The following is a 17,424-nucleotide window of genomic DNA, read 5'->3' as shown; positions in this document are numbered from 1 at the left end:
GACCGGCGGTCTTCATTCCGCGCGCTGAGTTACTCAGCAGGTGCAGGCATTTTACCTTCCGGCGCTTTACGTTCTGTCAGATGCTTCTCAAAATTCGCATTGAACTGTTTTTTCTGTTCCGGCGTCAGGATGTTGTAAATCTTGTTCTGGGTTTCCATGCGGGAAAGCATCATCTCTTTATGCTGTGCTTCCATCTTATCAATCTGCGCGCTGGCTTTCGCTTTGTCGAAAGTATCGCTGGCGATCAGATCGTGCATGGCGCGACGTTCGTCAAGGGACGGACGTTTCATGTTCTGGCGTTGGCTTTTCATGATGTCGCGAACCTGCTGCTTTTGCGCATCGGTCAGGTTCAGGTCTTTGAACATCATATCGTGATGACCCGGCATACCTTTATGGTGCATCATCGGTTTGCTGTCGGTTTGGGTGGTAGCGGTAGTATCGGCTGCGTGAGCCAGGTTAGCAGCACCCAGAGCCAGCGTAGAGGCAACAAACAGAGCAGTAATCTTCTTCATGGTTATGTCCTTACTATCAGTTATTCTGACGGCGCATTGCCGTGTTGACGAGATTAACTTTACGCGCTTTATCGTCAATTAGTCAGTGCAAGCGTAAAACAATGAAAGTGTAAAAAACATTTTCTCACCAATTGTGGAGAAAATAAGGAAAATGAGGAGGGATATGCAACAAAAAATAAATAACAGGCTGTTTTATAAGGAAACTGTGAAGATTATAAAACAGTGGAGATTAAAAACAAAGCATTTAACCAGGAATAATCTGCAAACCATATCAATGGCACAAATAAATAAGATTGGCGCGCAGTGATATTTCACTCGATATTCACAACCGCGAACGACAACGGCTGTGAATAGTTAAGAAAGGAAATTACAACCGCTCCAGCATCAGCCCAGCCCGTAGCCCTGGCGCCACGCCGGGGTTGGGAAACAGCACGTACTCTTGCGCCTTTTCGACGACATAGCGCGTTTCGCCATCCTCCGCCAGCAGCGTCCCGGCGCTGAACGGCGTAAAATTGAGCGTCTCCCCCGACATATGCAACTGGAACTGGTCACTGTGGCGCGTGATCTGCTGCACCACCCGGTAGCGCAGCGGCGCAGTCGCTTCTTCCACCGCCAAATCGCCCACCAACAGCCTGCTTAACGCCCGCTGCGTCGCTGAGAACTGGGTTAAATCGTTGTCGCCAAAAGGCAGCGCTTTGCCCAACTCCAGCGTACAGGCCAGCGCGGCAAAACGTTCGCAACTAAAGTGGGTAAAGGTTCCCGCCGGTTGTTGATGGAACACCAGCGCCTCCAGCTCGGCCGCGCCAAGCCAGCTGAGAAAATCTTCGCTCCACGGCTCCTCGCGTGCCGGCAACACCCCAAAGCGCGGATGCAGCGAGCCGCGAATAGCGGTATGCATATCCAGATGCCAGCGCACGCCATGGCTATCGCTAAAGAAACGCGTCACAGCGCTTTCTAACTGCCGCGCCCGCACCGTTTCCCCACTGGGCGCGAACTTGCGCCAGCGTTCGCCGAACATGCGGTTCATATCGCTATCGAGATAGCGTTTATTTTGCCGCAGCGCCGGCGGGTTGCCGAATATCACCAACACACGCCAGCGCAGCGGGAGTTCGCCGCTAAACAACTGCTGAAGCAAAGCGTTGACTATCTCCACCGGCGCGGTTTCATTGCCGTGAATACCGCAGGAGAGTACCAGTGAACGTTCGCAGCGCGCATGCGGGGTCAGCAGCAGGATGCCGCAATCGATCCAGTGCCAACGAAAATGGGCGGTTTCGCCATGAAAATGATGCGGCCAGCGCCCCGCCAGAGTTAGTGCCAGAAAGTCGTCCACGACGCCTCCTCTATTACTGAAACGGATCGAGGAAAACTCGCAGGGCCGAGAATCCCGGCCCCGCGAACTTTCATCAACTTGCCTGCGATGAAAAATCCAGACCCGGACTGAGCGTCTCCGGTAGCGCCAGTTCGGCAGATTCCAGGCTGGCCATCGGCCAAGCGCAATAATCGGCGGCGTACCAGGCGCCTGGACGATGATTTCCCGAGGCGCCGGTTCCGCCAAACGGCGCGGTACTGGCGGCGCCGGTCAGCGGCTTGTTCCAGTTGACTATCCCGGCGCGGGCTTCCAGCAACAGGCGCTCGAACTTATCGCGCTCGGCGGAAATCAATCCGCAGGAGAGACCAAAACGGGTGGCGTTAGCCATCGCGATCGCTTGCGCGAAATCGTCATAGCGCCACACGCACAACAGCGGGCCAAAGACTTCTTCATCCGCCACCTGCTGCACGTTGCTCATGTCGATGATCCCCGGCGTCAGCAGCGAAGTGCCGTCGCGCAACAGACGCGGCTCCAGTAACGTCTGTCCGCCGCTCGCCACGTGCCCAAGCCAGGCCTGATGCACCTTTTGCGCGGCCTGCGGCGATACCAGCCCGCCCAGGAACGGCTGCGGCTGCGCATCCCACTCGCCGGGAATAAGACGTTGTGACACCGTCACTAAACGCTGCAAAAACGCATCGCCCGTCGTGCCGCGCTTGACCAATAGGCGGCGCGCGCAGGTACAACGCTGCCCGGCGGTGATAAATGCCGACTGGATAGTCAGGTGAACCGCTGCGTCAATATCCTGCGGCTCGTCAACAATCAGCGGGTTATTGCCGCCCATTTCAAGGGCGAGGATTTTTTGCGGCTGCCCGGCCAGTTGACGATGCAGTTGGAAACCGGTCGCGGAGCTGCCGGTGAACAAGAGACCGTCGATATCCGCCTGCCCGCTCAGCGCCTCGCCGGTCTCCCGGCCGCCCTGCAGTAGATTCACGACTCCAGCGGGTAAGCCCGCCTCAGCCCACAGTTTAACCACCGCTTCGCCACTTTGCGGCGTAAGCTCGCTGGGTTTAAAGACGATGGTATTACCGGCGAGTAGCGCCGGTACGATGTGTCCGTTAGGTAAATGGCCCGGGAAGTTATACGGCCCGAACACCGCCAGTACCCCGTGGGGACGGTGGCGCAGGGTGGCGGCGCCGTCGGCCATCGCCGTCTCGCTCTCGCCGGTGCGGCTATGGTAGGCGCGCACTGAGATTGCCACCTTATTTATCATGGCGGTAATTTCCGTGGCCGCCTCCCAGCGTGGTTTACCGGTCTCAGCGGCAATAATCGCCGTCAGCTGGCTTTTGTTCGCTTCCAGCAGCGCCGCAAACTTCTCGACGATCCCCTGACGCGCGCTAAATGGCAGGCGGGCCCAGGCGGGAAAAGCCTGACGCGCGGCGCTAACCGCCAGCGCGACCTGCCCGGCGTCGGCGTCATTTCCCTGCCACAGCAGCGCCTGGTTGACCGGGTTATATTTACTGCGCTGCGGGCCACGCCCGCTTTGCCATTCGCCGTTAATCCATAAACTCATGATGCTTTCTCCTCCGGGATCAGGCGGACCATCCGTACGCGGTCGCCTGGATGGCATTTCAGCGTATCCAGCTCACGCGCGCTCAGCAGCAACGTTTCGCTATCCGGGTCGGCATGGACCAGGATGGCGCGGAACTGCTGATACTGCTCGTTGGTGACCAGACACTGCGGCCACTCTCCAGGCGCAGGCTGCCCTTCTTCCACCGTCAGCAGGCGGCTTTTGCGTATCGCCCGCACCCGGTCGATTTCGCACTCCAGCGTCGGGCCGCCGTCGAAAATGTCGATGTAGTTGTTAAAACGGAAGCCTTCTTTTTCCAGTACCGCACGCGCAGGCGCCGTTTGCGGATGAACCTGGCCGATGACCGCCCGCGCTTCATCGGAGAGAAAGTCGATATATAACGGATGTTTTGGCATTAGTGCGGCGATAAACGCTTTTTTACCGGTGCCGGAGAGATAGTCGGCGCGGGAAAATTCAATCGCGAAGAAGCGCTTGCCGAGGCTTTCCCAGAACGGCGAATAGCCATGCTCATCAATCACGCCGCGCATCTCGGCAACCACTTTGTCATTAAAGCGGTCGCGGAAACCGGCCATAAACAGCAGTCGCGATTTCGACAACAGGTAGCCGTTACCCTCTTTACGCCATGCCGGATCGAGAAACAGCGTGCAGAGTTCGCTACAGCCGGTGTGATCGTTGCTAAGGAACAGCGTCGGCAGCGCGTGATAAACGTTGAGCTCTTTTGATGCATGTACCTGCGTGCCGACCCGATAGTTGTACCAGGGATCGTTGAGGCCAACGGCGACTTCAATCGCGCAGATCCCAACGACCGCGCCGCTGACGCTATCTTCCAGCACAAAGACATAGCCCTGTTCGCTTTTCGGCAGTTCGCCGCGCCAGGTCCGCTGGGAGCGTTCAATGCGGGCAGCCAACGTGGGTTCGTCCGCCGGCAGCGACGTCAGGCCGCCGCCGGTTTCTCCCGCCAGGGCCATCAGCCCCGGCAAATCGGCTTTTTCAACCGGTCGGATCACCATCATGATGAAACTCCCGCAAGGAAGTGACGGCAGGCCAGCTCAAAGCGATCGAGACCGGTGTTCACCTCTTCCTCGCTCACGTTAAGGGCCGGAGCGAAGCGAACGACGTTTGCCCCGGCAATCAGTACCATCAGCCCGTCTTCCGCCGCCTGGGTACTAATGGCTTTAGCTTTCCCGGCATATTCGTCGTTCAGTACACAGCCAATCAGCAGCCCCAGTCCGCGAATTTCCTTGAACAGGCCGTATTTGGCGTTAATCGCGCTCAGGCGTTCGCTAAACCACTGGTGACGCTGTTTAACGCCGTTCAAAAGCGTCGGGGTATTGACGATAGACAGTAACTCCCCGGCAACAGCGGTGGCGAGTGGGTTACCACCGTAGGTCGTGCCATGGGTGCCGACGGTCATCACGCTGGCGCATTTTTCCGTCGCCAACAGCGCGCCGATCGGGAAGCCGCCGCCCAGCGCTTTCGCCGTCGACAGGACATCCGGCGTCACCCCGTAGTGCATATAGGCATACAATTCGCCGGTACGACCGACGCCAGTTTGAACCTCATCAAAAATCAGTAGCGCGTTGTGCTGATCGCACAGTTCACGCAGGCCGCGCAAAAATTCCGCTTTCGCCGGCACCACGCCGCCCTCGCCCTGCATCGGCTCGACGATCACCGCGCAGGTGTCGTCATTAATCAGCGCCCGCGCCGAGTCGAGGTCGTTATAGGTAGCATGTTGGATCTGCGGCGGCAGCGGCGCAAAATCCTGCGAATAGGAAGGTTGGCCACCTGCAGATACGGTGAACAACGTGCGTCCGTGGAAGGCGTTTTTGAACGCGACAATGCCGCTTTTGTGGCTGCCGTAATGATCGTGGGCGTATTTACGCGCCAGTTTCAGCGCCGCTTCGTTGGCTTCGGCGCCGGAGTTACAAAAGAAAACGCGGTCGGCAAAAGTGGCGTCGATAAGCTTTTTGGCAAGGCGCAGCGCCGGTTCGTTGGTATAGCCGTTACCGGTATGCCAGAATTTTCCCGCCTGCTCGGTCAGCGCTTTTACTAGCTGTGGATTAGCGTGTCCCAGCGCATTCACCGCGATACCGCCGGCAAAATCGATATACTCTTTCCCCTGCTGATCCCACAACCGTGAACCTTCGCCGCGTACCGGAATAAAAGCCGCCGGCGCATATACCGGCATCATCCATTGATCAAAATTGCTACGCGTAATTGACTGAGACATATCGACCTCTTCCGGTAAATTAAAAGTAAGCACAATGTTAAAATTTATGAGTTATTACGCTGTAAATGTAGATTGCACGCATCGTGCCAGCCAGAGGCAAAAATGCATAAATTGAGCTCAATCACGCGATATCAATGAGTTACAGATACTAACTATTCAATAAAAATGCATAATTAGTGAATAATCATCAAATAAACGGCGCTGGATAGAGGAAAACGACGAGAAGTTATGCAGCGATAAGATATAATTCTGTAATTGTGATCCTCTACGAAATTTATCGTAGATATCTGCGCTTTTTTGGCGCGACATGCGCCAAAACGGTGCATAATTTGTGCGATTCGCTCGCCAACCGCAGTAATCGGTAGAATTAACCACCTGTCGGCAGCCACCATGATGAAATTCTGCTAACATCCTTGCACTATTCACCTTGCACAGTGGCAGCGACTATGAAATTCATCTCTTTTAATATCAACGGCCTGCGTGCCCGCCCCCATCAACTGGCCGCCATCGTCGATAAACATCAGCCCGATGTTATCGGCCTCCAGGAAACCAAAGTACACGACGATATGTTTCCTCTCGAAGAGGTGGCAAAGCTGGGTTACAACGTCTTTTACCATGGGCAAAAAGGCCATTACGGCGTCGCGCTGCTGACCAAAGAGACTCCGATAGCCGTGCGTCGCGGCTTCCCGGGCGACGGCGAAGATGCGCAACGCCGCATCATCATGGCGGAAATTCCCTCGCCGTTTGGTAATGTCACGGTAATTAACGGCTATTTCCCGCAAGGAGAGAGCCGTGACCACGAGACTAAATTTCCGGCGAAAGCGGCGTTTTATCAGAATCTGCAGAACTACCTCGATACCGAGTTGAACAAAGAAAATCCGGTGCTTATCATGGGCGATATGAACATTAGCCCTACCGATCTTGATATCGGCATTGGCGAAGAGAACCGTAAGCGCTGGCTGCGCACCGGTAAATGTTCCTTCCTGCCGGAAGAGCGTGAATGGATGGATCGCCTGCTGGGCTGGGGCCTGGTCGATACCTGGCGTCACGCCAACCCCGATAATCATGACCGCTTTTCATGGTTCGATTACCGCTCTAAAGGTTTTGATGACAACCGCGGTCTGCGTATCGACCTGCTGCTGGCAAGCTCGCCGCTGGCTCAGCGCTGCGTCGAAACCGGCATCGATTACGACATCCGCGGGATGGAAAAGCCTTCCGATCATGCGCCGGTATGGGCAACCTTTAAACCATAACTCTTCTTTGGGGCTCCGGCGCGGAGCCCCGCTATCCTGAGCAAAATCAATAAAGTGAACGGTATACATTGTCGCTCGCGGCAATTTACTATACTGTCGCGCGCACCCGGCGTTTCCTGCCGGACAAAACGAAGACAGGAGACCCTCATGCAAAAGAAGCCGTTACCCGACACGCTATAAACTGCTGTTTGCCGTACTCCTGTTTGCCCTACTGGCATGGCTTGTTCAGCACGCCGGGCTGACGAGACTGTTCAGCCACCTTCACGATCTTCAATTGCTTATTCTGCACAGCGGTAGCGCAGGTTATGCGCTTTATATCCTGCTGTTTATCATCGCCACCTTATGTCTGATGCCAGGCAGCGCGTTAGTCATCGTCGGCGGTATGATATTCGGCCCCTGGTTGGGCACGCTACTCTCGCTTATCGCCGCGACTGTCGCCTCATCGCTGTCGTTCCTGCTGGCCCGCTGGCTGGGCCGCGAAGCGCTGCAGCGCTATTGCGGTCACCACGCCGTTTTTCAGGCTTTCGAGCGCGGTATTGCCCGCAGCGGCTGCGATTTTCTGATTTTCACCAGGCTGGTGCCGCTGTTCCCTTATAATCTGCAGAATTATGCCTATGGGCTGACGGCGATCCCCTTCTGGTCCTTTACGTTTATCTCCACCATCGCCACCCTACCGGGATTGTTTATTTATACTTTTATGGCTAGCGAACTGGCCCGCGATGGCATCACCCTGGCTTTTATTGGCAAACTCAGCATTGCCGGCCTGATGCTCTTTGTATTAACTCAGGCCGCCAGACGTTATGGCCGCTATAAACGCATTAGTGTCGCAACATCCGCGGTAAGCGATAAAAATGGATAACAGAAAACGGCTGTGGCTCTTACGCGGCGCTATCATCCTGCTGGCACTGGCAGCACTCGTCGGCTGGTGGTTAATACCGGGCGTACGCTCCTTTGTGCAACATAGCTTCAGCGCGTTTGCCACCCTCGATCAGCAAGCGCTGGAGCGTTTTATTCACGCTTATGGTCCGCTGGCAGCCCTGGTCTCTTTCGGGCTGATGATCCTGCAGGCGATTGTCGCGCCGCTGCCGGCATTTTTAATCACCTTTGCCAACGCTTCGCTGTTCGGCGCACTGTGGGGCGGCGTATTGTCATGGGTCAGCGCGATGGCTGGCGCGGCGTTGTGCTTTTTTATTGCCCGCGTACTGGGCCGTGAAGTGGTAGAAAAACTAACCGGCAAGGCGGTATTACAGAGCGTAGATGGTTTTTTTAGGCGCTACGGCAAGCACACCATCCTGGTTTGCCGCCTGCTGCCCTTCGTCCCTTTCGATCCGGTGAGTTACGCCGCTGGGCTAACCTCAATCCGCTTTCGCCATTTTATGTTTGCCACCGGCGTCGGCCAATTACCGGCGACTATCGTCTACTCGTGGGCCGGAAGCCTGCTGACGGGGGGGCTGTTCTGGCTGCTCAGCGGTTTATCTATTTTGTTCGCTTTAGCTATCGTAGTCGCGATAGTCAAAGCGCAATACGTTGCGCATCACAACAGGAAATCGCCATGAATCTACCGCCGTTAACGTCGATTCCATTGATCCTGCGCCCGCAGGCGTGGCTACACCGGCGCCATTATGGCGCGGTGCTCAGCCCTATCCGCTGGTGGGGGCGCATCCCGCTGGCGTTTTATCTGGTCTCCATGTTTGTCGGATATCTGGAACGCCGGCGCTCACCGCTCGATCCGCTGCTACGCTCGTTGGTGAGCGCCCGTATCGCCCAGCTGTGTCACTGTGAATTTTGCATTGATATCACCAGCATGAAACTGGCGCAGCGCGCAGGCGGCAGCGAAAAACTATTGGCGGTTAACGACTGGCGCAATAGCGGATTATTCAGCGATAGCGAACGGTTGGCACTGGAATATGCCGAAGCGGCGAGCATGACGCCGCCCGCCGTCGATGATGCGCTGCGCGCCCGGCTGGCGCAGCAGTTCGATGCTCAGGCGTTAACCGAACTAACCGCGCTGATCGGCCTGCAAAATTTATCCGCACGCTTTAATTCCGCACTGGCGATCCCGGCGCAAGGCCTGTGCCAAATCCCGAAGCCCGATGTTTCCGACACTCATCCCTAAGGAGTCAATATGCGCAGTCTGCGTTATTGTTTAATTTGGCTTGCCGCACTGCTGCTGGCCCCGACTCTCGCCAACGCCGACGAGAACTGGCAGAGCATCAGCCAGCAGGCGCGCGGCCAGACGGTGTGGTTCAACGCCTGGGGCGGCGACCCGGCGGTTAACCGTTACCTCGACTGGGTCAGCGCCGAGGTGAAACGGGATTACGCCGTCGATCTGCGTATTGTACATATCGCCGATGCCGCCGATGCAGTTAAGCGTATTCAGACCGAGGCGCGTGCCGGGCGTTCCCGCGGCGGTTCAATCGATTTATTGTGGGTTAATGGCGAGAATTTTCGCACATTGAAGCAGGCGAATTTACTGCGCAGCGACTGGGCCGAGAAGTTGCCTAACTGGCGCTACGTCGATACGCGAAAACCGGTTCGGGAAGATTTCTCCATTGCCACCGATGGCGCGGAATCCCCGTGGGGCGGCGCGCAGCTGACTTTTATCGCCCGCCGATCGCAGCTGGCTCAACCACCGAGCAGCGCACAGGCGCTACTGGCTTTCGCCACAGCGCATCCAGGCAGCGTCACCTATCCGCGGCCGCCGGATTTTACCGGCACCGCTTTCCTTGAGCAGTTGCTGGTTGCGTTGACCGATCGGCCGGAGGCCCTGCGCCAGCCGCCGCAGGAGACAAGTTTCGCCGAGGTGACCGCGCCGCTTTGGGACTATCTCGACAGGCTACACCCGCTGCTCTGGCGCCAGGGCCGCGATTTTCCGCTGTCGCCGGCGCGGATGGACGCGATGATGGCGCAAGGCACGCTACAACTATCGCTGACCTTCAATCCGCTGCATGCGCAGCAAAAAGCCGCCAGCGGCGAACTTCCGCCAGACAGTTATAGCTTCGGTTTTAAACAAGGGATGCTCGGCAACGTGCATTTTGTCGCCATCCCCGCCAACGCCCGCGCGACGGCGGGCGCACAGGTGGTGGCTAACTTCCTGCTGTCGCCGCAGGCTCAGCTACGCAAAGCCGATCCGCAGATCTGGGGCGATCCCAGCGTACTCGATCCCGAAAAACTCAACGACGCTCAGCGCGCCGCATTTTACGCCGTGCAGCCGAAAGCGACGCCGCCAATGCTGGCTGAACCGCACGCCGCCTGGGTTGACGCGCTGGAGCAGGAATGGTTGCGCCGCTACGGTACCCACTAATTGCGCTGACATGGGGAGCGATAGCGCTTATCTACCTCCCCCTGCTTCCCGCCGCCGCGCTGATGGCGATACCTGCCGTCGACGCCGCGGCCTGGCGGGCGCTATTTAGCGATCCGCAGTTGCCGCAGGCGCTGGCGGCGACGCTAGTCTCTACGCTGCTGGCGGTGGGCGGCGCGCTGTTCATCACCCTGATGGTGATTGGCGCATTATGGCCAGCTACTGGCTGGCAGCGCCTGGCGAGAAGATTACCGCTGCTGCTGGCGGTACCCCATGTCGCCTTCGCCACCGCCGCCTTGCTGCTATTTGCCGAAGGCGGCTGGCTGTATCGTCTGTTTCCCGCATTGAGCCCACCGGTCGATCGCTACGGTATCGGGCTGGGCCTGACAATGGCGGTTAAAGAGAGCGCTTTTTTACTGTGGGTGGCGTATGGCGTACTGGGTGAAAAACAGCTGGCAGCCCAAAGCGTAGTGATGAAAACCCTCGGCTACAACCGCTGGCAATGTCTGCAGTGGATTATTGTGCCGGCACTGCTGCCATCGATGAGCCTTGTTCTGCTGGCCACCGTCGCCTGGAGTTTGTCGGCGGTGGATGTCGCTTTGGTGATCGGTCCGGGAAATCCGCCAACGCTGGCGGTACTGGCGTGGCAGTGGCTTAATCAGGGCGATCCGCTGCAACAGGCGAAAGGCGCGCTGGCCAGCCTGCTGCTGCTGGCGTTCACGTTAATCTTCGCGGCCATCGCATCGGTAGGCTGGCGCCGCTGGCGGCAAACTATTCCCGCACTATGCGGCAAGCGCGCCGCCCCCGCCAACGCTGCGACCGGACGTATTCTGGCGCAGGCGGTACCCGCCTGCGGTCTGGTTTGCGCGTTGTTGTTGGCTGGCATTTCACAATGGACGCAGCCAACGGCTGAGGCGATCGGCAACAGCCTCTGGCTGGCGTTAGGCGCGGCGATACTGGGGGCCGCGCTGTGTCTGCTGTGGCTGGAGTTCGGTCCCGCCAGATATAACGGACTCTGGCTGCCATTAATCATCCCGACGCTGCCACTTGCCGATGGTCAATATCAATTAGCGCTCGTGGGCTGGCTCGACGGTCAATTGATGACGGTATTATGGGGGCATCTGTTATGGGTCGTGCCATGGATGCTGTTTATCCTCTCCCCGGCGTGGCGCAATCTTGATCCACGGTTGCTATTGATCGCCCGTACGCTTGGCTGGCGGCGCGGCCGCCAGTTCTGGTGGGTCAAACTGCCGTCAATGGCGCGACCGCTGCTTACCGCGCTGGCGGTCGGGTTTTCGGTGAGTATCGCGCAATATCTGCCGACCGTGTGGCTCGGCGGCGGGCGGACGCCGACGTTGACCAGCGAAGCGGTCGCGCTGAGCAGCGGCGGCGACAGTACGCGGCTTGCCGCACAAGCGCTGTGGCAATTGCTGCTACCGGCGATCTGCTTTATGGTTACTGCGCTGATAGCCTGGTGTATAGGCCGTCGCCGCCGGGGATTACGCTAATGCTAACCGTTCACAATCTGACATTAACCCTCCACCGCCAACCGCTGTTGTGTGGGGTAAATTTTTCTGTCGCCCCCGGCGAGGTGTTGGCGCTGATGGGCCCTTCCGGCAGCGGTAAATCAACCCTTTTCGCCTGGATGATCGGCGCGCTTGCCGACACCTTTCGCGCCGAAGGTGAATTATGGCTCAACAAACGCCGCTGCGACGGGCTCGCCACTGAAGCGCGACGCATTGGCATCCTGTTTCAGGATGCGCTACTGTTTGACCACTTCAGCGTGGGGCACAATTTACAGCTCGCCCTGCCCGCTGAGATCCGCGGCGCGGCGCGCCAGAGCGAAGTTGAGCAAGCGCTGGCGCGCGCTGGCATGCCGGGGTTCGCCTCGCGCGATCCGGCCACGCTCTCCGGCGGACAGCGCGCGCGCGTCAGCCTGCTGCGCGCCCTGCTGGCGAGGCCGCAAGCGCTGCTGCTGGATGAGCCTTTTAATCGCCTGGATGCAGAACTTCGCGCCGATTTTCGCCAGTGGGTGTTTGCGGAAATTGACCGGCTGGCAATCCCGGCGGTCCTGGTGACTCACGACAGCCAGGATCTCCCACCGGGCGGACGCTGTATTAATATTGCCGCCTGGCAGGCAAATTCCGCCTAACCTGCGTTATCGCAAAGAAATTCCCTTATCAGGAGCAGAGAATGAGCCCTCCTCTTTCTACCGTCGGGCATTTCGATGAAACGTGTTTCTCAATTGACCGCACTCGCCCTGCTCATGGGGCTTGCTGCTTCCTCTACTTTCGCCGCTGATACCATGCCAACGCTGGACTTTTCAACGCTGCAACAGCAGCACGGCGTAGCGATAGATACCCGCCTCAGCGCTTTCTATAACGGTTGGCCGCAAAGCGCCAACGGCCCACAGGGCCATGAACCGCAGGCGCTAAACCTCTCCGCTACCTGGCTTGGCGCAATGAGCGACGAACAACTGCGCGCATGGGCTACTCAGCACCGGCTGCAGGCCGATACGCCAATCGCGTTATACGGTGGCGCTGACGATAACGCCAGGGTTGCGGCGCGCCTGAAAGAAGCCGGATTCACCAAACTCAGCACGCTTAGCGACGCCTTCAGTCAGGGCGAGCGCCTGCAGAAGCTGCCGCACTTTGAGCAGCTGGTATATCCGCAGTGGATCCACGATTTACAGCAAGGTAAAACCGTTACCGCCGCCCCGCAGGGCGACTGGAAACTGTTTGAAGTGGCCTGGGGCGCGCCGAAATTTTATCTGCTGAATCACATTCCCGGCGCCGGTTATATCGATACCAATGAAGTGGAAAGCGAGCCGCTGTGGAACAAAGTGTCCGATGAACAGCTAAAAGCGATGCTGGCTAAACACGGTATTCGCCATGACACCACGGTGATTCTGTACGGCCGCGACGTCTACGCCGCCGCGCGCGTCGCGCAGATCATGCTGTATGCTGGGGTGAAAGATGTCCGCCTGCTCGACGGCGGTTGGAAAAGCTGGTCCGATGCGAATCTGCCGGTCGAGCGCGGCATGCCAGCGAAAGAAAAAACGGTGACGGATTTCGGCGCGCCGATCCCCGGTCAGCCGCAGTTAATGCTCGATACCGAACAGGCGCGTGGGTTACTACACCGGCAGGATGCTTCGCTGGTCAGCGTCCGCTCGTGGCCGGAATTTATCGGCACCACCAGCGGCTATAGCTACATCAAGCCGAAGGGCGATATTGCTGGCGCCCGCTGGGGTCATGCCGGCAGCGATTCCACCCATATGGAAGACTTCCATAATCCGGACGGCACCATGCGCAGCGCCGACGATATCGCGGCGATGTGGAAACAGTGGAACATTCTGCCCAACCAGCAGGTCTCGTTTTACTGTGGCACAGGCTGGCGCGCCTCAGAGACCTTCATGTATGCCAGAGCGATGGGCTGGAAAAACGTCTCCGTTTACGACGGCGGCTGGTACGAATGGAGCGGTAATCCGCAAAATCCGGTAGCCACCGGCGAACGCGGCCCGGACAGCAGCAAATAATCCGCCTACTGAGGGAGGTTGTGGCTTTGCGCCTCCCTCAGCGTCAGGTAGCCGCTCCAGATACGGGTGAAGGTCGTCAGCCAGCATAACGCGCCGAAACACCACGCCAGCCAGGTGAAGTGCGCCGGAAACAGGCAACACAGCACAAATAGCAGGATTGTCTCCGTTCCTTCAGTCAACCCGCCAAGATAATAAAATGATTTATGCGCATAGCCCGGATTGGCAATTTGATGCTTTGCCGCGAGTGTCGCAAACGCCAGGAAACTGCTGCCGGTGCCGATAAACGCAAACAGCAGCCAGCCGCCCGCCAGCGCATTTTGCGCCGGGTCGGCAACAATAAAACCGAACGGCACCAGCGCGTAAAACAAAAAATCGAGCGAGATATCCAGAAATCCGCCGGCGTCGGTGAGACCACGCCGCCGCGCCAGCGCGCCATCCAGGCCATCCAGCAACCGGTTCAGCACAATGGCCGCCAGCGCGGCGCCGTACCAGCCGAGCGCCAGAAACGGCAGCGCCAGCACGCCGATAGCAAAACCGAAAAGCGTCAGGCCGTCAGGGGAGATCCCCGGACGATCGAGCCCGCGGGCGATGGCATTCAGGACGGGCTTCAATCGGGGATGCAGGCGGCTATCAAGCACGGTGACGCTCCATCAGGCTAAAAGGTTGTCGGTACAGGGGAAAGACGGAGATAATACGCCATTATAAGCAAGGCCGGTATTTGAATGATTCAGGACAACTATGCAAAAAATCATTGATGTTGTCGCCGCGATTATCGAACGCGACGGTAAAATCCTGCTGGCGCAGCGCCCGCCGCATGCCGATCAGCCTGGGCTGTGGGAGTTCGCCGGCGGCAAAGTCGAACATGGCGAAAGCCAGCCGCAGGCGTTAGCGCGCGAACTGGAAGAGGAGTTGGCTATCGTTGCGAGGCCAACCCGCTATATCGCCAGCCATCAACGGGAAGTCTCCGGACGTTTGATCCACCTGCATGCCTGGTGGATTGGCGAGTTTAGCGGTGAACCGGTCGCTCATTACCATAGCGAACTGCGCTGGTGTACGCCGTCGCAAGCATTAGAATTTGATCTGGCGCCGGCGGATATTCCTCTGCTGAATGCCTTTATCGCTCAACAGGCAGGTTAGTTTCGCCTCCCATCTTCGGCCTGGGTCATCGTTTTTAGTTATGACCCTTGTCGGATTATAAATTTTTCTCCGCGCTCAATTTTTCCTTGTCAGCCTAACTATTTCCGGTGTTATAGTCGGAAAATCGGCTTTTTCAAGGCCGTGTATAAAAAATAACAAGCATCCACAACCGTAAGGGGAAATTACATCTATGGATCAGGCGTGTACTCTGGAAAGTTTTCTCGCCCGCGTTCAACAGCGCGACCCGCATCAAACTGAATTCGCCCAAGCCGTCCGCGAAGTGATGACCACTCTGTGGCCGTTCCTTGAACAGAATCCGCGCTATCGTCAGCTCAATTTGCTGGAACGCCTGGTCGAACCGGAGCGCGTCATCCAGTTCCGCGTCGTCTGGGTTGACGATCGCAATCAGGTGCAGGTTAACCGCGCCTGGCGCGTGCAGTTCAACTCCGCGATTGGCCCATACAAAGGCGGCATGCGCTTCCACCCGTCGGTCAACCTGTCGATCCTTAAGTTCCTGGGCTTCGAACAGACCTTCAAAAACGCCCTCACCACGCTGCCGATGGGCGGCGGTAAAGGCGGCAGCGATTTCGACCCGAAAGGTAAAAGCGACGGCGAAGTGATGCGCTTCTGCCAGGCCTTGATGACGGAACTGTATCGTCACCTCGGCCCGGACACCGACGTTCCGGCGGGCGACATCGGCGTTGGCGGCCGCGAAGTCGGCTTTATGGCCGGCATGATGCGCAAGCTTTCCAACAATAGCGCCTGCGTCTTCACCGGCAAAGGTCTCTCCTTCGGCGGCAGTCTCATCCGCCCGGAGGCTACCGGTTACGGTCTGGTTTACTTTACAGAAGCGATGCTCAAGCGCCACGGCCTGGGCTTCGAAGGGATGCGCGTCGCGGTATCCGGATCCGGCAACGTGGCGCAGTTCGCCATTGAGAAAGCCATGGAATTCGGCGCGCGCGTCATTACCGCTTCCGATTCCAACGGTACGGTGGTAGACGAAGCCGGCTTCACTAAAGAAAAACTGGCCCGTCTGATCGACATTAAAGAGCGCAGCCACGGTCGCGTTGCCGATTACGCGCGCGAATTCGGTCTGACCTACCTCGAAGGCCAGCAGCCGTGGTCAGTGCCGGTAGATATTGCGCTGCCGTGCGCGACCCAGAACGAACTGGACGTCGATGCCGCGCAAATGCTGATCGCCAATGGCGTTAAAGCGGTTGCCGAAGGCGCCAACATGCCCACCACCATTGCCGCCACCGATCTGTTCCTCGATGCTGGCGTGCTGTTCGCGCCGGGCAAAGCTGCCAACGCCGGCGGCGTCGCCACATCCGGCCTTGAAATGGCGCAAAACGCCGCGCGTATGGGCTGGAAAGCGGAGAAAGTAGATGCGCGTTTGCATCACATCATGTTGGATATTCACCACGCCTGCGTCGAATACGGCGGTGAAGAGAAGCAGACCAACTATGTCCGCGGCGCCAATATCGCCGGCTTCGTCAAGGTCGCTGACGCCATGCTGGCGCAGGGTGTAATTTAATCTGTGTCTTTATCCCCGACGCCCGGCGTCGGGGATATCAACGCTACTCCATGGTAATCACCACTTTCCCCAGGTGATTACCGCTATCGAGGCAGGCATGCGCATGCGCGATTTCAGCCATCGGATAGCTGGCGTAAATCAGCGGTTTACATTTACCCTGCGACAGCAGAGGCCAGACATGGCGCTGTAGCGCCTGAGCGATCTGCCTTTTTTCTTCCGCGCTTCGTCCGCGCATCGTTGAACCGGTCACGGTCGCGCGCTTGAGCATCAAGGTTTGAATATCAACATCATGGGCGATTCGCCCGCCCATAAAGCCAATAATCACCAGCCGCCCATCTCGCTTCAGCAGTTCCAGATTACGATTAAAATAGGGGCCACCCACGATATCGAGAATAACGTCGACGCCTTTACCATCGGTCAGCTGATTGATTTTCTCAGCGAAATCATCGGTTTTGTAATTGATAGCCGTGGCATAAGGACGCAGCGCCGCCACTTTTTCTTCCTGCCCGACGGTGGTATAGACTTTCATACCTAACTCATGACACAGCAGGATCGCCGTTGTTCCGATGCCGCTGGCCCCGCCGTGAATCAGCACGCTTTCATGAGGTTGCGCCCTGCCCATCTGAAACAGGTTGGCCCACACGGTAAAGAAAGTTTCAGGTATCGCCGCCGCTTCGCTAAAACTCAGCCCAGGCGGTATTGGCAACGTTTGCCCCGCCGGCACCGCGCAATACTCCGCATAGCCGCCACCGTTGGTCAGAGCGCAAACTTTATCGCCGGGATGAAAATCCGTCACCTGCGCTCCTACCGCCGCGACCACTCCAGCGACTTCCAGCCCGGGTATCGGCGTTACTCCTTCCGGCATCGGATAAACGCCCTGCCGCTGTAAGATATCCGGCCGATTGACGCCAGCGGCTTTCACCTGGATCAGGACGTCGTTATCACCAACCGAAGGGATGTCGCCTTCACCAATCTGAAGAACCTCCGGGCCGCCCGGGTGACTAATTGAGATATATTTCACTGCT

General features: G+C 57.8%; 17 protein-coding genes. 10 read left to right on the top strand and 7 right to left on the bottom strand.

Annotated features, from left to right (window positions below):
- Positions 1-29 precede the first annotated feature (29 nt).
- From spy to ABLV07_RS10495, 5 genes are all read right to left on the bottom strand, one after another.
- Positions 30-512: an ATP-independent periplasmic protein-refolding chaperone Spy gene (gene spy / locus ABLV07_RS10515; protein WP_015366179.1), complete on the bottom strand. Its 483-nt coding sequence runs from the start codon at positions 510-512 to the stop codon at positions 30-32.
- 367 nt (positions 513-879) lie between these two features.
- Positions 880-1,842 (bottom strand): succinylglutamate desuccinylase, encoded by a 963-nt coding sequence (gene astE, locus ABLV07_RS10510; RefSeq protein WP_348853363.1) that lies wholly within the window; start codon positions 1,840-1,842, stop codon positions 880-882.
- Between the two features lie 73 nt (positions 1,843-1,915).
- A complete protein-coding gene (astD, locus tag ABLV07_RS10505; protein WP_048228879.1) occupies positions 1,916-3,391 on the bottom strand; it encodes a succinylglutamate-semialdehyde dehydrogenase in 1,476 nt (491 codons plus the stop codon).
- Positions 3,388-4,422 carry an arginine N-succinyltransferase gene (gene astA / locus ABLV07_RS10500; RefSeq protein WP_015366175.1) on the bottom strand — a complete coding sequence of 345 codons (1,035 nt, stop codon included), beginning with the start codon at positions 4,420-4,422 and terminating at the stop codon, positions 3,388-3,390. The genes astD and astA overlap by 4 nt, the downstream gene beginning before the upstream one ends.
- Complete coding sequence (locus ABLV07_RS10495; RefSeq protein ID WP_015705769.1) at positions 4,419-5,639, bottom strand: aspartate aminotransferase family protein; 1,221 nt, start codon at positions 5,637-5,639, stop codon at positions 4,419-4,421. The genes astA and ABLV07_RS10495 overlap by 4 nt, the downstream gene beginning before the upstream one ends.
- A 446-nt stretch (positions 5,640-6,085) precedes the next feature.
- Between ABLV07_RS10495 and xthA the strand changes: the two genes are divergently transcribed.
- The 8 genes from xthA to ABLV07_RS10455 all read left to right on the top strand — a co-directional run bounded on the left by xthA (position 6,086) and on the right by ABLV07_RS10455 (position 13,728).
- Positions 6,086-6,892 (top strand): exodeoxyribonuclease III, encoded by an 807-nt coding sequence (gene xthA / locus ABLV07_RS10490; protein WP_015366172.1) that lies wholly within the window; start codon positions 6,086-6,088, stop codon positions 6,890-6,892.
- A gap of 199 nt (positions 6,893-7,091) precedes the next feature.
- Positions 7,092-7,751, top strand: a complete 660-nt coding sequence (locus ABLV07_RS10485; protein ID WP_026612279.1) for a TVP38/TMEM64 family protein — start codon at positions 7,092-7,094, stop codon at positions 7,749-7,751.
- Entirely contained in the window at positions 7,744-8,448 is a 705-nt protein-coding gene (locus tag ABLV07_RS10480) for a TVP38/TMEM64 family protein (RefSeq protein ID WP_015366169.1), read from the top strand. The genes ABLV07_RS10485 and ABLV07_RS10480 overlap by 8 nt, the downstream gene beginning before the upstream one ends.
- A complete protein-coding gene (locus ABLV07_RS10475; protein WP_015366168.1) occupies positions 8,445-9,008 on the top strand; it encodes a carboxymuconolactone decarboxylase family protein in 564 nt (187 codons plus the stop codon). Before ABLV07_RS10480 ends, ABLV07_RS10475 begins: the two co-directional genes overlap by 4 nt.
- Positions 9,009-9,017: 9 nt before the next feature.
- Positions 9,018-10,196 (top strand): ABC transporter substrate-binding protein, encoded by a 1,179-nt coding sequence (locus ABLV07_RS10470; protein WP_047076765.1) that lies wholly within the window; start codon positions 9,018-9,020, stop codon positions 10,194-10,196.
- On the top strand, positions 10,169-11,701 hold the full coding sequence (locus tag ABLV07_RS10465) for an ABC transporter permease subunit (protein ID WP_348853362.1): 1,533 nt from the start codon (positions 10,169-10,171) through the stop codon (positions 11,699-11,701). Before ABLV07_RS10470 ends, ABLV07_RS10465 begins: the two co-directional genes overlap by 28 nt.
- Positions 11,701-12,345, top strand: coding sequence for an ATP-binding cassette domain-containing protein (locus ABLV07_RS10460; protein WP_032711855.1), 645 nt, complete (start codon positions 11,701-11,703; stop codon positions 12,343-12,345). Before ABLV07_RS10465 ends, ABLV07_RS10460 begins: the two co-directional genes overlap by 1 nt.
- Positions 12,346-12,420: 75 nt before the next feature.
- A complete protein-coding gene (locus ABLV07_RS10455; RefSeq protein WP_032708310.1) occupies positions 12,421-13,728 on the top strand; it encodes a sulfurtransferase in 1,308 nt (435 codons plus the stop codon).
- 5 nt (positions 13,729-13,733) lie between these two features.
- On the opposite strand, the gene ABLV07_RS10450 is transcribed toward ABLV07_RS10455, so the two are convergent.
- Complete coding sequence (locus ABLV07_RS10450) at positions 13,734-14,366, bottom strand: CDP-alcohol phosphatidyltransferase family protein (RefSeq protein WP_020078548.1); 633 nt, start codon at positions 14,364-14,366, stop codon at positions 13,734-13,736.
- Between the two features lie 100 nt (positions 14,367-14,466).
- Here ABLV07_RS10450 and ABLV07_RS10445 point away from each other — a divergent pair, with 100 nt between their 5' ends.
- Positions 14,467-14,865, top strand: coding sequence for a pyrimidine (deoxy)nucleoside triphosphate diphosphatase (locus tag ABLV07_RS10445; protein WP_015366162.1), 399 nt, complete (start codon positions 14,467-14,469; stop codon positions 14,863-14,865).
- Positions 14,866-15,055: 190 nt separating this feature from the next.
- Positions 15,056-16,399 carry an NADP-specific glutamate dehydrogenase gene (gene gdhA / locus ABLV07_RS10440; RefSeq protein WP_015705776.1) on the top strand — a complete coding sequence of 448 codons (1,344 nt, stop codon included), beginning with the start codon at positions 15,056-15,058 and terminating at the stop codon, positions 16,397-16,399.
- Positions 16,400-16,442: 43 nt separating this feature from the next.
- On the opposite strand, the gene ABLV07_RS10435 is transcribed toward gdhA, so the two are convergent.
- A complete protein-coding gene (locus ABLV07_RS10435) occupies positions 16,443-17,420 on the bottom strand; it encodes an NAD(P)H-quinone oxidoreductase (protein WP_032714743.1) in 978 nt (325 codons plus the stop codon).
- Between the last annotated feature and the right edge of the window lie 4 nt (positions 17,421-17,424).

Origin of the sequence: Klebsiella sp. CN_Kp097 (assembly GCF_040064495.1) — a bacterium.
In the GTDB taxonomy this organism is placed as follows: domain Bacteria; phylum Pseudomonadota; class Gammaproteobacteria; order Enterobacterales; family Enterobacteriaceae; genus Klebsiella; species Klebsiella aerogenes.
This window is presented reverse-complemented; position numbering and strand designations above follow the sequence as displayed.

Excerpts from the sequence above, each read along its gene's own strand:
- spy (WP_015366179.1), bottom strand. The coding sequence starts at position 512 with ATGAAGAAGATTACTGCTCTGTTTGTTGCCTCTACGCTGGCTCTGGGT.
- astD (WP_048228879.1), bottom strand. The coding sequence starts at position 3,391 with ATGAGTTTATGGATTAACGGCGAATGGCAAAGCGGGCGTGGCCCGCAG.
- astA (WP_015366175.1), bottom strand. The coding sequence starts at position 4,422 with ATGATGGTGATCCGACCGGTTGAAAAAGCCGATTTGCCGGGGCTGATG.
- ABLV07_RS10495 (WP_015705769.1), bottom strand. The coding sequence starts at position 5,639 with ATGTCTCAGTCAATTACGCGTAGCAATTTTGATCAATGGATGATGCCG.
- xthA (WP_015366172.1), top strand. The coding sequence starts at position 6,086 with ATGAAATTCATCTCTTTTAATATCAACGGCCTGCGTGCCCGCCCCCAT.
- ABLV07_RS10480 (WP_015366169.1), top strand. The coding sequence starts at position 7,744 with ATGGATAACAGAAAACGGCTGTGGCTCTTACGCGGCGCTATCATCCTG.
- ABLV07_RS10475 (WP_015366168.1), top strand. The coding sequence starts at position 8,445 with ATGAATCTACCGCCGTTAACGTCGATTCCATTGATCCTGCGCCCGCAG.
- ABLV07_RS10470 (WP_047076765.1), top strand. The coding sequence starts at position 9,018 with ATGCGCAGTCTGCGTTATTGTTTAATTTGGCTTGCCGCACTGCTGCTG.
- ABLV07_RS10465 (WP_348853362.1), top strand. The coding sequence starts at position 10,169 with ATGGTTGCGCCGCTACGGTACCCACTAATTGCGCTGACATGGGGAGCG.
- ABLV07_RS10460 (WP_032711855.1), top strand. The coding sequence starts at position 11,701 with ATGCTAACCGTTCACAATCTGACATTAACCCTCCACCGCCAACCGCTG.
- ABLV07_RS10455 (WP_032708310.1), top strand. The coding sequence starts at position 12,421 with ATGAAACGTGTTTCTCAATTGACCGCACTCGCCCTGCTCATGGGGCTT.
- ABLV07_RS10445 (WP_015366162.1), top strand. The coding sequence starts at position 14,467 with ATGCAAAAAATCATTGATGTTGTCGCCGCGATTATCGAACGCGACGGT.
- gdhA (WP_015705776.1), top strand. The coding sequence starts at position 15,056 with ATGGATCAGGCGTGTACTCTGGAAAGTTTTCTCGCCCGCGTTCAACAG.